Origin of the sequence: Salinicola sp. MIT1003 (assembly GCF_001858555.1) — a bacterium.
GTDB classification, from domain to species: domain Bacteria; phylum Pseudomonadota; class Gammaproteobacteria; order Pseudomonadales; family Halomonadaceae; genus Salinicola; species Salinicola salarius.
Map to the genome: position 1 here is coordinate 1 of NZ_MCAP01000007.1, position 12,997 is coordinate 12,997.

14 protein-coding genes are annotated in these 12,997 nt (G+C 64.9%); 8 read left to right on the top strand and 6 right to left on the bottom strand.

The features are described from left to right. A partial coding sequence (locus BC443_RS18085) for an integrase core domain-containing protein (RefSeq protein WP_139284233.1) occupies window positions 1–137 on the top strand: 137 nt, incomplete at its 5' end. Here BC443_RS18085 and BC443_RS03355 read toward each other — a convergent pair. Further along, on the bottom strand, window positions 126–659 hold the full coding sequence (locus BC443_RS03355; RefSeq protein ID WP_071230436.1) for a type I restriction-modification system subunit M N-terminal domain-containing protein: 534 nt from the start codon (window positions 657–659) through the stop codon (window positions 126–128). The two genes, BC443_RS18085 and BC443_RS03355, sit on opposite strands and share 12 nt — an antisense overlap. A gap of 75 nt (window positions 660–734) precedes the next feature. Beyond that, window positions 735–1,898 carry a Fic family protein gene (locus tag BC443_RS03360; protein ID WP_071230437.1) on the bottom strand — a complete coding sequence of 388 codons (1,164 nt, stop codon included), beginning with the start codon at window positions 1,896–1,898 and terminating at the stop codon, window positions 735–737. Between the two features lie 288 nt (window positions 1,899–2,186). On the opposite strand from BC443_RS03360, the gene BC443_RS03365 reads away from it, so the two are divergent. After that, the gene (locus BC443_RS03365) at window positions 2,187–3,422 is read left to right on the top strand and encodes an MFS transporter (RefSeq protein ID WP_071230438.1); all 1,236 of its coding nucleotides are present in this window, start codon (window positions 2,187–2,189) and stop codon (window positions 3,420–3,422) included. 111 nt (window positions 3,423–3,533) lie between these two features. Next, a complete protein-coding gene (locus BC443_RS03370; protein ID WP_071230439.1) occupies window positions 3,534–4,373 on the top strand; it encodes an inositol monophosphatase in 840 nt (279 codons plus the stop codon). A 167-nt stretch (window positions 4,374–4,540) separates the two neighbouring features. Here the strand turns inward: BC443_RS03370 and BC443_RS03375 are convergent, their stop codons facing one another. Then, window positions 4,541–5,614, bottom strand: a complete 1,074-nt coding sequence (locus BC443_RS03375) for an SDR family oxidoreductase (RefSeq protein WP_071230440.1) — start codon at window positions 5,612–5,614, stop codon at window positions 4,541–4,543. A 174-nt stretch (window positions 5,615–5,788) separates the two neighbouring features. Here BC443_RS03375 and BC443_RS03380 point away from each other — a divergent pair, with 174 nt between their 5' ends. Beyond that, window positions 5,789–6,742: a LysR family transcriptional regulator gene (locus tag BC443_RS03380; protein WP_071230524.1), complete on the top strand. Its 954-nt coding sequence runs from the start codon at window positions 5,789–5,791 to the stop codon at window positions 6,740–6,742. Window positions 6,743–6,787: 45 nt separating this feature from the next. Here BC443_RS03380 and BC443_RS18875 read toward each other — a convergent pair whose 3' ends face one another. Continuing rightward, window positions 6,788–7,201: an RcnB family protein gene (locus tag BC443_RS18875; protein WP_071230441.1), complete on the bottom strand. Its 414-nt coding sequence runs from the start codon at window positions 7,199–7,201 to the stop codon at window positions 6,788–6,790. 210 nt (window positions 7,202–7,411) lie between these two features. On the opposite strand from BC443_RS18875, the gene BC443_RS03390 reads away from it, so the two are divergent. The 3 genes from BC443_RS03390 (at window position 7,412) to BC443_RS03400 (ending at window position 10,094) form a co-directional block, all read left to right on the top strand. After that, the gene (locus tag BC443_RS03390; RefSeq protein ID WP_083387188.1) at window positions 7,412–8,617 is read left to right on the top strand and encodes an MFS transporter; all 1,206 of its coding nucleotides are present in this window, start codon (window positions 7,412–7,414) and stop codon (window positions 8,615–8,617) included. 131 nt (window positions 8,618–8,748) lie between these two features. Further along, window positions 8,749–9,405, top strand: a complete 657-nt coding sequence (gene grxB, locus BC443_RS03395; RefSeq protein WP_071230442.1) for a glutaredoxin 2 — start codon at window positions 8,749–8,751, stop codon at window positions 9,403–9,405. Between the two features lie 80 nt (window positions 9,406–9,485). Continuing rightward, complete coding sequence (locus tag BC443_RS03400) at window positions 9,486–10,094, top strand: DUF924 family protein (protein WP_083387197.1); 609 nt, start codon at window positions 9,486–9,488, stop codon at window positions 10,092–10,094. Between the two features lie 33 nt (window positions 10,095–10,127). Here BC443_RS03400 and BC443_RS03405 read toward each other — a convergent pair whose 3' ends face one another. Together BC443_RS03405 and BC443_RS03410 are read right to left on the bottom strand one after the other, a co-directional pair. Next, entirely contained in the window at window positions 10,128–10,730 is a 603-nt protein-coding gene (locus BC443_RS03405) for a LysE family translocator (RefSeq protein ID WP_071230443.1), read from the bottom strand. After that, complete coding sequence (locus BC443_RS03410; RefSeq protein ID WP_071230444.1) at window positions 10,727–11,467, bottom strand: alanyl-tRNA editing protein; 741 nt, start codon at window positions 11,465–11,467, stop codon at window positions 10,727–10,729. Before BC443_RS03410 ends, BC443_RS03405 begins: the two co-directional genes overlap by 4 nt. A gap of 126 nt (window positions 11,468–11,593) precedes the next feature. Here BC443_RS03410 and BC443_RS03415 point away from each other — a divergent pair, with 126 nt between their 5' ends. Continuing rightward, window positions 11,594–12,991 (top strand): PLP-dependent aminotransferase family protein, encoded by a 1,398-nt coding sequence (locus tag BC443_RS03415; RefSeq protein WP_071230445.1) that lies wholly within the window; start codon window positions 11,594–11,596, stop codon window positions 12,989–12,991. Window positions 12,992–12,997: the final 6 nt, after the last annotated feature.

A 12,997-nucleotide genomic window follows, 5' to 3' on the forward strand; every position in this document is an offset into this window, starting at 1 on the left:
TCTGGCTCCATCGCTTCGAGTCGCTGGGTCAAGCCAGGGCCGTGATCGACCGTTGGATCCGATACTACAACGAAGAGAGGCCACATCAGTCTCTGGACTATGTGGCACCCCGAGCACACCCGGCATTAGCCGCGTAGGGTGTGCAGAAACCAGGGGGTCATTACACTGATGCTTTGCAGTACGCCCTTGAGCTTGGCGTTGTTCTTTTCGATAGCCTCGAGTGCGTTATCGATCAGCCAGCCGACCGAGCGCAGACGCACGTTCTCGCCCTTGGCGTCCTGCCAGATCACCGAGTTAAGAGGAAGTGCAGCCTTTTCTTTCAGCGTATTCCAGCGCGCCTCTTTAGGTACCCAAAACACGTTGGCTTCACGGTAATAATCGAGTATCTCCAGCTCATCCTTGAGCGCCTGCTGGTACTCCGCGTCGCTGTCGTAATCCTCGCGTGGCAGGTAGTAGATGCTGTCGTCGCTCTCTTTCTTGAACAGCCCAAGCAGTTCCTGCTGACGCTCTTCGAACGCATCCGATACGTACTTCAAGAAGATCAGTCCCAGCACCACATGCTTGTAGTTGGCGGCGTCCAGGTTGTTGCGCAGTTTGTCGGCGGCTTTCCAGAGCTTGTCATCGAGCTCTTTCAGGAATTGCTGTTCGGTGTTATCCACATCTACCTCTTGAAAACAGGAGTGGGCGTAAAGCCCAAAACAGTGAGCCGATCTTATCAGGCGATTGGCTGCTATCTATGCATCCGTATCGCGATTCAACTGATCGATATAAGCGCCATACGCGAACACCCGATTTCGCTTCTGGCCGGTCAGCTCTCGTACGATGCCAAGCTGTGTTTCCAGCGCCTCCAGTACTTTTCCGATGGTGGCCTGGGTCAGCCCCGTCTCCCGGTGCAGCGTGGCGATATTGGCGATAGGGTGATGAAACAGCGCCTCCAGCACCCGGGTCGCCGAGCCAGAGAGGCGGCCAAGTCTGTTCAGGCGCGCCTTATCTCCAAGCAACAGTGCGTTCAATGACTGCGCCGTGGCGACAGCATGGTTGGCGGTGTCGGTAATGGCATCGACGAAAAAGAGCAGCCAGCTTTCCCAATCGCCGGTCAGGCGCACCTGCTGCAGGTGCTCGTAGTACACCTGCCGGTGACGTTTGAAGAACACCGAGAGATAGAGCAGCGGCTCTGTAAGAATGCCCGCCTGCACCAGAATCAGCGGAATCAGCAAACGCCCGAGCCGGCCGTTGCCATCCATGAACGGGTGGATGGTTTCGAACTGGACATGCGCCAGCGCGGCCTTAATCACCGGTGCGGTTGCGTTAGGTTCGTCGTTAAGAAAGCGCTCGAAGGCGCTCCAGCAGTCAGCGAGTTGGTTGGCCGGTGGCGGTATGAAAGTCGCTTCGTCGGCGCGATGGCCGCCAATCCAGACCTGATTCTGGCGGAATTCACCCGGCCGACGATGCGTGCCGCGGCCGTTGGTCATCAGTTCCTGATGAAGCTCCAAAACCAGACGAATCGTGATCGGGTGCCCCTCCCGAATGCGCTGCACGCCCAGATTGAGCGCCCGCACGTAGCAGGAGACTTCCTGCACGTCGTCCATGGGAACACCGGGAATGCCGTCCATCTCGTAGATCATGAGGTCGCTGAGCGAAGATTGCGTCCCCTCGATCTGCGATGACATCACCGCTTCCTTGCGTACGTAGCTGTAGAGAAACAGCTGCGCGTCGGGCATCAGCATTGAAATGCCATCGAGCCGCCCCAGGGCCACGTGGGCGGCGGAAAGCCAGCGCTGCAGCTTGTCGTCCAGCGACAGCGCAGGCTCGGGCGGCAGTGGCGCCGGGACAAATGCCTGGCAATTGACGCCGCCTGCAATGCTGGAGGTGTGATGACCGGTCAGCCCACGATCCATGGGGCAACTCTCGCAAAGTTGAAATAAGTCACAACACTATTTCATTTTTGCCACCAACTTAAAATAGCGCGCCCCGCAATGTTAGCTTCGAGCCATCGCACCAGTGCCGCCCTTGCTCCTGCCGCCACAAGATCAGCAGAACATCACAACGTCCACCCCCCATTCCCGAGGTCGAAACCACTACCACCCTCGACCATTGGCGTAGAAGCGCCCCCGTTGTCGCCATGATCGGCTACCCTTGCGTCCCTGGCTTTGCCGCCGTGAAGCAATATCTTTCGATCTCCAAGGATGGCTCTCTTGTCGACTTCCGCGATGCCCCGCCGGGGCGTTCTGACTCTCGTCGCGCTGCTGCTGGTGGCGCTCAACCTTCGCCCGGCGCTGACCAGCGTGTCGCCGGTACTCGGCAGCATCGCCGAGGCGCTGGCGCTCTCCCCTAGCTGGCAGGGCATTCTGACCACGCTGCCGGTGCTGTTCCTGGGCCTGGCGGCGCCGCTGGCGCCGCGGCTGGTGCGTCGCATCGGGCCGGAGCGCAGCGTGTTCGCCGCGCTTGTGGTGCTGGCGGTGGCGCTGCTGGCGCGGCCCTATATCGGCACGGCGGGGCTGTTTCTGGGTACGGCTATCGCCGGGGGCTGTATCGGGGTCATCGGGGTGTTGCTGCCGGGCATCGTCAAGCGGGACTTCCCCCGTCGCGTCAGCATCATGACGGGGCTCTACACCGTGGCGCTCAACCTCGGCGCTTCCGCTGCCGCGGGCACCACGGAGCCGCTGCGTCAGTCGTTGGGCGGGCTTTGGCAAGACGCGTCACAAGGGGCTTCTCACAGTTCCTGGCAGGGCGCGCTGGCGTTCTGGCTGCTGCCGGCGGTGATCGCCGCATTGTTCTGGCTGCCGCAGCTCAAGGGCACCAAGCCCGCCCGCGTGCCCGTCCGTCGCGGGGCGCGCCTGCGTCACGATCCGTTGGCGTGGCAGGTGTCGCTGTTCATGGGGTTGCAGTCGTCGCTGGCGTACATCGTGTTCGGCTGGCTGCCGACGATCCTGCAGGACCGCGGGCTGGCGGCGGTCACCGCGGGGCTGGCGCTGTCGGTGTCGATCCTGCTGCAGGTCACCACGGCGATCCTGGCGCCGTGGATCGGCAGCCGGATGCGCGATCAGCGGGCGGTGCTGATCGGCGTCATGGCGCTCACCCTGATCGGGCTGCTGGGTTGTCTCTATGCGCCGATCGGCAGCGTGTGGCTGTGGATCGTGGTGCTGGGGCTGGGTCAGGGCGGCACCTTCAGCATGGCGTTGACCCTGCTGGCGCTGCGCGCGCCGGATGCGACCACGGCGGCCAGCCTCTCGGCAATGGCTCAGGGCATCGGCTATACCCTGGCGGCGATGGGGCCGCTGCTGGTCGGCGTGCTGCACGACTGGAGCGGCGGCTGGAACGTGGTGGGCGTTCTGGTGAGCGCGATTGCCCTCGGCGCGCTGGTGATGGCGCTGGGTGCCGGGCGCGACCGCCAGGTGGCGTCGACCTCTGGTGTGGATTGACGGCGCGGTTTGAAGGTTTGGACTGATGGCACGGACTGACGCTCAGGCCGACGAACCCGAGCGCCGGAATCGGTTACTCTAGAAGAGCAACCAACGACCCCGGAGACTCGCATGCCAGCCAGAGCCATCAGCCTCGAGCAACAGCAGCGCCTGATCGAGATCGTGCGCGATGCCGCCAAAACCGAAATCCTGCCGCGCTTTCGTAATCTCTCCGAAGACGCCATCCGCTCAAAGAGCGCGCCGGACGATCTGGTGACCGATGCCGACCAGGGCGCGGAGCGGATGATGACGGCGGCGATCCGCGAGCTGCTGCCGGAGGCGACGGTGATCGGCGAGGAGGCGGTGGCCGATGCCAGCGCCAATCTCGACGATATCGCCGGCGCGGAGCTGGCACTGATCATCGACCCGGTCGACGGCACCTGGAACTTCGCCCGCGGGCTCAATCAGTTCGGGGTGATTCTGGCGGCGACCAGCTTCGGCGAGACGATCTTCGGCCTGCTCTACGATCCGCTGGCGGATGACTGGATCGTCGCCCGTCACGGCGAAGGCGCCTGGTTCGGCCGCCCCGACGGCACCGAGCGCAAGTTGCAGGTCTCGGATACCGACAGGTTCGACGAGATGGTCGGCTCCACCTCGATCCGGCTGTTCCCCAAGGCGCAGCAGTATCAGCTCTCCGCGACCTTCCCCGATTTCCAGCGCATGATGGCCTTCGGCTGCGCCTGCCATGAGTACCGCACCATGGCGTTCGGCTTTGTCGATTTCATGCTCACCGGCAAGCTGATGCCGTGGGACCACGCCGCGGGGTTGATGATCCACGCCGAAGCCGGCGGCTATTCAGCGCTGCTGGACGGCACGCCCTACCAGCCGACGATCCATCAAGGCAGCGTGCTGGCCGCTAGCTCCCGGGCGCATTGGGAGCGGCTGCGTGACAATTTCGCGTTTTTGATGTGAAGGCGATCGACCCGTGTAGGGTTCGTTGATTACGACGAAAACCGGCGCCGAGAAGGCGCCGGTTTTCTTTCTATCGTCAATACAGACTCGTCGATAAGGACTGCTCTCGATAAAGACTTGCCGTCAACGAAGATCCGTTTCGATCAAAAAATGATCAGCCAGACCGATCAGGGAATGATCTTCTCGGCGCGCAGGCGGGCGAACAGGTCCAGGAACGCGGCCCGCGTCTCGCGGAAGTGATCGAAGCCGAAGTCGCGGGACTTGGTGGTGTCGTTGACGCATTCCTGATCGCGGCCCAGGTCGGCATCGGTGTGCCACCAGGAGGCCAGCTTGGCGACGTCCGGCTCGACCAGATCGTGCTTCGCGGCAATCTCGCGCCAGGTGGATTCGGCACCGGCCATCTGTTGTTCCAGCGGCTGCATTGTATCCGGGTCGTCCGAGGCTTCGGGCCCCTGAACTTCGAGGTCAAAGTACTCGCCGATCTCGCGCCACATCCGGCGCCAGCGGAAGACATCGCCATTGACGGTGTTGAAGGCCTGGTTGGCCGCGCCCGGCGTGGTGGCAGCCCACTCCATCTGCCGCGCCAGCACCAGCGCGTCGGTCATGTCGGTGAGCGCGTTCCACTGGGTCTGCGAGCCCGGGAACACGAACGGCTGGCCGGTCTCCTTGCAGATCGAGGCGTAGACGGCGAGCGTCGTGCCCATGTTCATGGCGTTGCCGCGGGCATAGCCGATCACGGTGTGCGGGCGGTGCACGTTCCAGTTGAAGCCGTGGCGCTCGGCGGCTTCGAACAGCACGTCTTCCAGCGCATAGTAGAAGTTGTCGCCCGGCACCCGCGGCTCGGATTCGCGGAACGGGGTTTCGGTACGTCCGCTGCCGTAGGCCTCGAACGAGCCCAGATACTGCTTGGTGCCGGTCACCAGCGAGGCGTGATCGAGCTTGTCGCTGTCGAGCCCGGCGAACAGGTTGCGCATCATCGCGCTGTTGGCCTCGACGTTGGCCTTCTCGTTGTCGCGGCGAATCCAGGTGCAGTAGAAGACGTGGGTGATCGGCAGGCAGGCCAGCGCCTGCGCGGTGGCGGCTTCGTCCAGCAGGTCGGCGGTGACGGGAATCACGCCGCTCTGCTCGGTGGCGCGCCGAGACAGGCCGTAGACGGTCCAGCCGCTGGCGACCAGATGAGCTGCCAGATTGCCGCCGGTGATACCGGTCGCGCCGACGACGAGTGCAGTGCCTTTACGCATGATCGATGACCTCCTTCCGAGTTCAGGAAGATCCGGCATCGCGCCGGATCGATGAACGCAGTCTGGTAGCGTCTGATCGTTGCTACAATCGAAAGTGTCGCAAATCTTTATTGCTCTAAACGCAACTTCAGAAATTTCAAAGCGATGGATTTCAACGCCGTGAATGTCAATTCGCTGGATCTCAATGCCCTGCGCGTGTTCGAACGGGTCGCGGCCACCGGCAGCTTCACCGCGGCCGCGCACCATTTTCACCGGGCGGTCTCTTCGGTGTCACGCCAGATTCGCGGGCTGGAAGAGGCGGTCGGCCAGCCGCTGCTCTATCGACACACTCGGGCGGTCGCGCTGACCGAAGCCGGTTGGCGCTACTACGAGGAAGTGCGCGAGATTCTGGAACGGCTCGATCTCGCCACCGAAGCGTTGGCGTATCCCGACGCCGAGCCCAGCGGCGTGCTGCGGATCAACGCGCCGGTCGCCTTCGGCCAGCGCCAGATCGTGCCGCTGTTGCACCGGTTCCAGCGCCATCACCCGGGCATCACTGCCGAGCTGCAACTGAACGATCATGTCGTCGATCCGGTGCGAGAAGGCCACGACATCACCTTTCGTGTCGGCGATCTGGCCGACTCCTCGCTGGTGGCGCGCCGCCTGGCGCCGATGAACTATGTAGTGGCCGCGGCGCCGAGCTATCTTCAAGCGCATGGCGAACCTCGCACGCCCGAGGCGCTGGCCGAGCACAACTGCCTGCTCTATCAGGGCGAGATGGGCCGCCAGCGCTGGTATTTTCAGGCACCGACGCAGAGCGGCCCGACCCCGTTCGAGGTCAGCGGCAACCTCTACAGCAACGATGCCGAAAGCCTGCTGCGTGCCGCACTGATGGGGCAGGGTCTAGTGCTGTTTCCGACCTGGCTGGTCGCCGATGCGCTCTCGCGCAGGGAGCTGGTGCCGCTGCTCGAGGCGTGGCGCAGCGAGGTGATGCCGGGCCGGCGCGACATTCACGTGCTGACCACCGAGCGCCGGCTGCGCACGCGCAAGGTGCGCGCGTTTCTCGACTATCTGCAGGCATCGCTGGAGCCGCAACCCGCCTGGGACCGGTGGCGGGAGAGGATCGGCAGCGCCCCGCCGAAGCCGTAGCTCGGTGGCCTGCCGGCGCTCCACCGCCCACGGCAGACCCGAGGCCTAGCGCCCCAGAACGATCGCTGTGATCACCCCGGTGGCGACGGCCGCCAGCACGTAGTCGCCGTCGATGTGCAGCCAGCGATGCCCTCGCGGCGGTTCCCGCAGGTGCCGGGCGTGCCAGTCGCGTACCCAGTAGCGATCGTCCCGATAATAGTGATCGGCAAGACGGCCGCCCTTGTGCCAGCCGTGGTGATCGTCGCGATCATGATAGGCATGGTCACGGTAATGATCGCGATAGTCCCGATCACCGCCCCGATCGTGATGGCCGTTGCCATGATGACCCTTGTCGTGATGTCCGTGCTTCTGGCCATGCCCGTTACCGTGCCCATTACCGTGACCCGGGCTGGCCTGGGCGAGCCCCGCGGTACTCAGCGCGGCGATAAGAATGCCGATCGTCACTGCACGATGTTTCATGGGTTATCTCCTCTCGTCGCCCTCGGTGGCGCCATGGAGCCAGCATGAAACGGCATTAAGAAAACAGTGTTCATGAATTGTGAATTTCGCTTCGCCGACACCCCTCGCTCGCCGATGACACGGCGACAGACCGGCACGCAAACCACGGGCGAATCCCTCTTAGCGTGCTAAGATCGCCGACTCCCCTTCTTTTGCCCGGACTCGCCGCCCGTGTCAGCCATCGCCTCTCAACCCGCAACGCCCACGCCCTGGCCCACCATCGTGCTGCTGGCGATGACCGCGTTCTGCGCCGCCGCCACCCAGCGAATCCTCGACCCGATGCTGCCGCGTCTCGCCGAGGTCTACACCACCACGCTGAGCGCCGCCTCCTGGGCCATCACCGCGTTCGCCATCGTCTATGGCTGTCTGCAGCTGGTACTGGGGCCGAGCGGCGACCGCTACGGCAAGCTGCGCGTGATCTCGCTGTTCTCCCTGCTCGCCGCCGTCGCCAGCCTGTTGTGTGCCTTGTCGGGGAGCCTGGCGACGCTGATCGCGGCGCGCATGCTGGCGGGGGTGGGTTGCGCGGCGGTGATTCCGCTGGCGATGGCGTGGATCGGCGACAACGTGCCCTACGAGCAGCGACAGGCGGTGCTGGCGCGCTTTCTGATCGGGCAGATCTGCGGGCTGGCCTGCGGCCAGACCTTCGGCGGCCTGGCCGCGGAACAGGAGTGGTGGCAGTGGCCGTTTCTGGTCTACACCGTGCTGTTCGCCGCCGCTGCCGGGCTGCTGTGGTATCGCGTCGGCCGTCACGAACGGCCCCGGAAACGGGAACGGGAATCCCTCGGCGTGAGCCTGCGCCACGTACTGCAGAAGCCATGGCCGCGCGTGGTGCTGATCAGTGTGTTCTTCGAAGGCGCGGCGGTCTTCTGCGGGTTCGCGTTCGTGGCCAGTCATCTGCACGTCGCCGGCGGGCTGCCGTTGACCGAGGCCGGGCTGATCCTGGCGGTGTTCGCCGTCGGCGGCTTGAGTTTCGCGCTGCTGGCGCGGCGGCTGGTTCCCAAACTGGGTGAAACCGGGCTGTGCCAGCTGGGCTGCGTGCTGATCGCGATCGCGCTGGCCGCCATCTGCCGGTGGCCGACGCCCGGTGTCGCTGTCATCGGCTGCTATCTGTTCGGGCTGGGGTTCTACATGCTCCACAACACGCTGCAGACCAACGCGACGCAGATGGCGCCGGAGCGACGCGGCGCCGCCGTCTCGCTGTTCTCGACCGCGTTTTTTACCGGCCAGTCTCTCGGCACCGGCATCGGCGGCGCCATTATCGCCTTCTCGGGTACGACACCGACCCTGGCACTGGCGGCCATCGCCGTGCTGCCGGTCGGCTTCGGCTTCGCCTGGCAGATCCGTCGGCGCGATCGTCAGGTAGCGGCAACCTCATAGAGGGCGAGAACCGCGAGGCTGAAGACATCGGCGGCTGGAGACATCGGCGTTACAAAATGTGTCTTCGGCGGCGACGATGGGCGGGCTCTTCTACCTTGAAAAGACGCACCGACGTTCAAGGAGGAGGAAGCATGCGCCTGTATATCTACGATCACTGCCCGTTCTGCGCCCGGGCGCGGATGATCTTCGGCCTGCGCGATGTCCCGCTGGAGACTCAGACCCTGCTGTTCGACGACGCCGAGACGCCGACGCGTCTGGTCGGCGAGAAGACCGTTCCCATACTCGAATTCGACGACGGCGGGACGCTGACCGATACCCAGCAGATCGTGCGCGGCATCGATGCCGAGGCGGAAGGCGTGAAGGTCATGGATGGCCCGCAGAATCCGGACATCGAGCGCTGGGTGAAGGCCGCCAGCGACACGATCTTCAAGCTGTTCGCGCCGCGTGCGGTAGAGGCGCCTCTCGGCGAGCTGGCTACCCCCGAGGCGGCGGAAGCCTTCCGCGCAAAGATGACCGATATGGTCGGCGACCTGGACGCGCTGCGTGAGCAGACGCCGGCGCTGCTGAACGATCTGGAGCGCTGGTTCACCGAACTCGAGCCGCTGATCCAGTCACCGGAGGCGGTCAATCAGGTGCTGTCGCTGGATGACATCACGCTCTACCCGGTGCTGCGCCACCTGTCGCTGGTCGAAGGGGTGAAGTATCCCGAAAAGGTCGACGCCTATCGCCTCGCCATGGCCCAGCTTTCCCGCGTGCCGTTGCACGACCAGCCGATCGAACCCGGCTGAATCCTGGAATCACGCTCGCTGTAGGCGGATCGAGACGATCGGTTATGCTGAAGGAGACCGACGGACAGCGAGCCAACTCCATGCCTCCACACGCTTCGATCGACGACGCCAACGTCAACGCCAATACCAACGCCAAGCCCGATGCGCTCGCCACCTCGCAGCAGGTACTCGACTTCTGGTTCGAGGAGCTGACACCGAAGCAGTGGTTCATCAAGAGCGATGATCTCGACCGGGAGATCGCCGAACGCTTCGGCGAGACGCTGGCCGCCGCGGCCCGCTGCGAGTGCTGGCAATGGCGCGAGACGCCCGCGGGCCGGGTCGCGGAGATCGTGGTGCTCGACCAGTTCTCGCGCAACGTCCATCGCGATACGCCGAGTGCCTTTGCCCAAGACCCGCTGGCGCTGGCACTCGCCCAGGAGCTGATCTCGCGTGGCGAGGACGACGCGCTGCCGCTGACCCGGCGCATCTTCGCCTACATGCCGTTCATGCACAGCGAATCGCTGGCGATTCACGACCAGGCGGTCAAGCTGTTCGACCGGCCCGGCATGGAGGAGCAGCTGGACTACGAGCACCGCCACCGCGCGATCATCGAGCGTTTCGGCCGCTACCCGCATCGCAATACGATTCTCGGACGGGAATCGACGTCGGAAGAGATCGAGTTTCTCAGCCAGCCGGGCTCGTCGTTCTAGCCGCGAATCTTGGCCGAATCGCGGCCTTCAGCCTCAGCTCAGGATGAAACCCACGCAGGCAGCGGTGGCCAGCCCCATCACGCCGTTGAAGATGCGCCAGGCGCGGGGCGTCTTCAGCAGCCTGCCGATCGCCATGCCGAAGCCGGCCCAGAGCGAGATGCAGGGGAAGGCGATCACCTCCATGAACAGTGACAGGATCGCGGCATTGACCAGCAGGGAACCCTCGCTCGGCATGAAGCCGGCAATCAGCGCGATGCCCATCACCCACGCCTTGGGATTGACGAACTGGAACACCGCCGCCTGCCAGGCGGTCAGCGGTCGAGCCCCTTCCCTGGCTGCCAGGTCCGGCGGCGGCGCGGTGGCGATCTTCCATGCGAGATAGAGCAGATAGACGGCACCGACGATCCTGAGCGCCTGCTGCACGACCGGGAAGCGCTCGAACAGCACGCCGAGACCCAGCGCCACGGCCATGAACAGCACGAAACAGCCCGCCATGATGCCGAAGATGTGCGGCAGCGTGCGGCGATAGCCGTAGAGCGCGCCGGAAGCGGTCAGCATCACGTTGTTGGGGCCGGGCGTGCCGGTCATCGAGATCGAGAACAGCGCCACCGAGAACCACCAGGCCAGCGAGGTCATTGGCCACCGCCCGGCGTTTCCGCCCAGGTCAGCGTGAAGCGGCGGTTGCGCGCACCGCGATTCTTGATGCTGGCGACCTGGATCGGCCCGATCTCGGCGGTGGAAGCGACATGCGTGCCGCCGCAGGGCTGGTAGTCGACATCACCGATGCGCACCATGCGGATCTCGCCGGCACCACGCGGCGGCGTCACCGACATCGTCTTGACCAGCTCGGGGCGGGCATCGAGCTCCACTTCGCTGATCCACTCGCTGGTGACCGGATAGTCGGCGGCGATCAGGGCATTGAGCCGCTCGGTCAGCTCGTCCTTGTCGAAGCTGGCGTCGCCGAGGTCGAAGTCGAGCCGCCCGCGATCGGCGCCGATGCTGCCGCCGGTCACGCCGTGCGGCACGACCACGGAGAGCAGATGCAGCGCGGTGTGCATGCGCATGTGGGCATGGCGCCGCGGCCAGTCGATCTGCTGGGTGACGCTCTGGCCGACTTCGAGGCCATGCCCGGGGTCGAGCAAGTGGCATACCTGCCCATTCTCGCCCTTGCGGGTATCGTTGACCGCCAGCGTGCGGCCGTCGGCAGTAATGAACACGCCCCGGTCGCCGGGCTGGCCGCCGCCGTGGGGGTAGAACAGCGTGGCATCCGTGACCACGACACTGTCTTCGCCGATCGCCCCTGTCGTTGACAACACGGTCGCCAGGCTTTCACGGGCGTAGGGCAGTTCGCGGAACGTCAGCGCGGTAGACATCGGACACCTCTCCAGGAAGTCGTTTTCCAAAATCGTAGGGGTACAATTTGTTGACTCGGCGGCTCAAAAGCCGAACAATCCGAGCATAAACGCCGCTGAATTCTGGTCAACTCGATTTTTGTCACCATGACAATCTGGATACCCACACTCCCCGGGCAGGGACCGCGCTACCGCGAACTGGCCGACGCCATCGCCACCGCCACTGCCAGCGGCGAACTGCCGACGGGCGCCAAGCTGCCGCCCCAGCGCCGGCTGGCGGACGCGCTCGGCGTCACCGTCGGCACGGTGACACGCGCCTACGCGCTTGCCGAACAGCGCGGCATCGTCAGCGCAAGAGTGGGCAGCGGCACCTACGTGCGCGACCGGCAGCCACGGGTCGAGCCTTTCAATCATGTCCGGCAGAGCCCGCCCGAGAGCGACATGATCGATCTCAGCCTGTCGCTGCCGCCGGCGCACCCCGAGCGCGAAGCCGCACTGGGACGGGCGATGCAGGCGATCCAGCACGATCCTGCCAGCCTGCGTGCGGCGATCGACTACCAGCCGGAGCAGGGCCAGACGGGCCAGCGGGAGATTTTCGCCGACTGGCTCACCCAGTCTGGCCGGCCGGTCTCGGCGGACGAGCTGCTGATCGATCAGGGCGGAATGCACGGCATCTATCTCAGCCTGAGCGCGCTGCTGGCGCCGGGAGAGCGCCTGGCCGCCGAGCGCCTGACCTACCCCGGCCTGATCAGCGCGCTGCAGCAGCTCTCGCTCAAGAGCGTGGCCATTCCTCATGACGAGGAAGGCATCGATATCGACGCCTTGACCAGAGCCTTCGACCAGCAGCCGTTTCGCGCGCTCTACGTGATGCCGGACTGCCATAATCCGACCACCGCGCGGCTCGGCGAATCGCGCCGCCACGCTCTGGCCGAGCTGGCGCGGGAGCGGCAGTTCTGGCTGATCGAGGACGAGGTCTACCAGCACCCGCATATCGAACCCGCGACGCCGCTCTACCAGCTGGCGCCGGAGCGCACCGTGACGCTGTTCTCGGTCGCCAAGCTGCTGGGTGGCGGCCTGCGCGTCGGCGCCCTGCGTGCGCCCAAAGTGTTGCACGGCCGTTTGACCGCAGCGCTGCGCGCCCAGAGCTGGATGCCGCCGCCGTTGATGACCTCGCTGGTCTGCCACTGGATCGCCAGTGGCGATGCCGCCGCCTTGCTGGCATGGCAGCGCGAGGAGCTGGCATGGCGTTTCGATCACGCCATGCAGAAGCTGGGAAGGTTCAAGCCGCGCGGGCAGCGCGGCGGCTTCTATCTATGGCTGCCGTTGCCCGGCGAGCTGCGCACCAGCCATGTGGTCGAACAGTTGAAGGCGCGTCGGGTCAGCGTCAGCAGTGCGGAAAGCTTCTGTCTCGGCAATGTCGCGGCGCCGCAGGCGATCCGCATCTGCATCAGCGCCGCCGAGAGCCGGGAGGCGCTGGATCGCGCGCTGAACATCATCGCCGAGACGCTGGGCAATCCGGACCCGATGCTGTGGCAGACAGTGTGAGCGAAG

Coding starts and splice junctions, on each gene's coding strand:
- BC443_RS03370 (WP_071230439.1), top strand. CDS start 3,534: ATGCCAGCCAGAGCCATCAGCCTCGAGCAACAGCAGCGCCTGATCGAG.
- grxB (WP_071230442.1), top strand. CDS start 8,749: ATGCGCCTGTATATCTACGATCACTGCCCGTTCTGCGCCCGGGCGCGG.
- BC443_RS03400 (WP_083387197.1), top strand. CDS start 9,486: ATGCCTCCACACGCTTCGATCGACGACGCCAACGTCAACGCCAATACC.
- BC443_RS03360 (WP_071230437.1), bottom strand. CDS start 1,898: ATGGATCGTGGGCTGACCGGTCATCACACCTCCAGCATTGCAGGCGGC.
- BC443_RS03410 (WP_071230444.1), bottom strand. CDS start 11,467: ATGTCTACCGCGCTGACGTTCCGCGAACTGCCCTACGCCCGTGAAAGC.
- BC443_RS03365 (WP_071230438.1), top strand. CDS start 2,187: ATGGCTCTCTTGTCGACTTCCGCGATGCCCCGCCGGGGCGTTCTGACT.
- BC443_RS03415 (WP_071230445.1), top strand. CDS start 11,594: ATGACAATCTGGATACCCACACTCCCCGGGCAGGGACCGCGCTACCGC.
- BC443_RS18875 (WP_071230441.1), bottom strand. CDS start 7,201: ATGAAACATCGTGCAGTGACGATCGGCATTCTTATCGCCGCGCTGAGT.
- BC443_RS03405 (WP_071230443.1), bottom strand. CDS start 10,730: ATGACCTCGCTGGCCTGGTGGTTCTCGGTGGCGCTGTTCTCGATCTCG.
- BC443_RS03375 (WP_071230440.1), bottom strand. CDS start 5,614: ATGCGTAAAGGCACTGCACTCGTCGTCGGCGCGACCGGTATCACCGGC.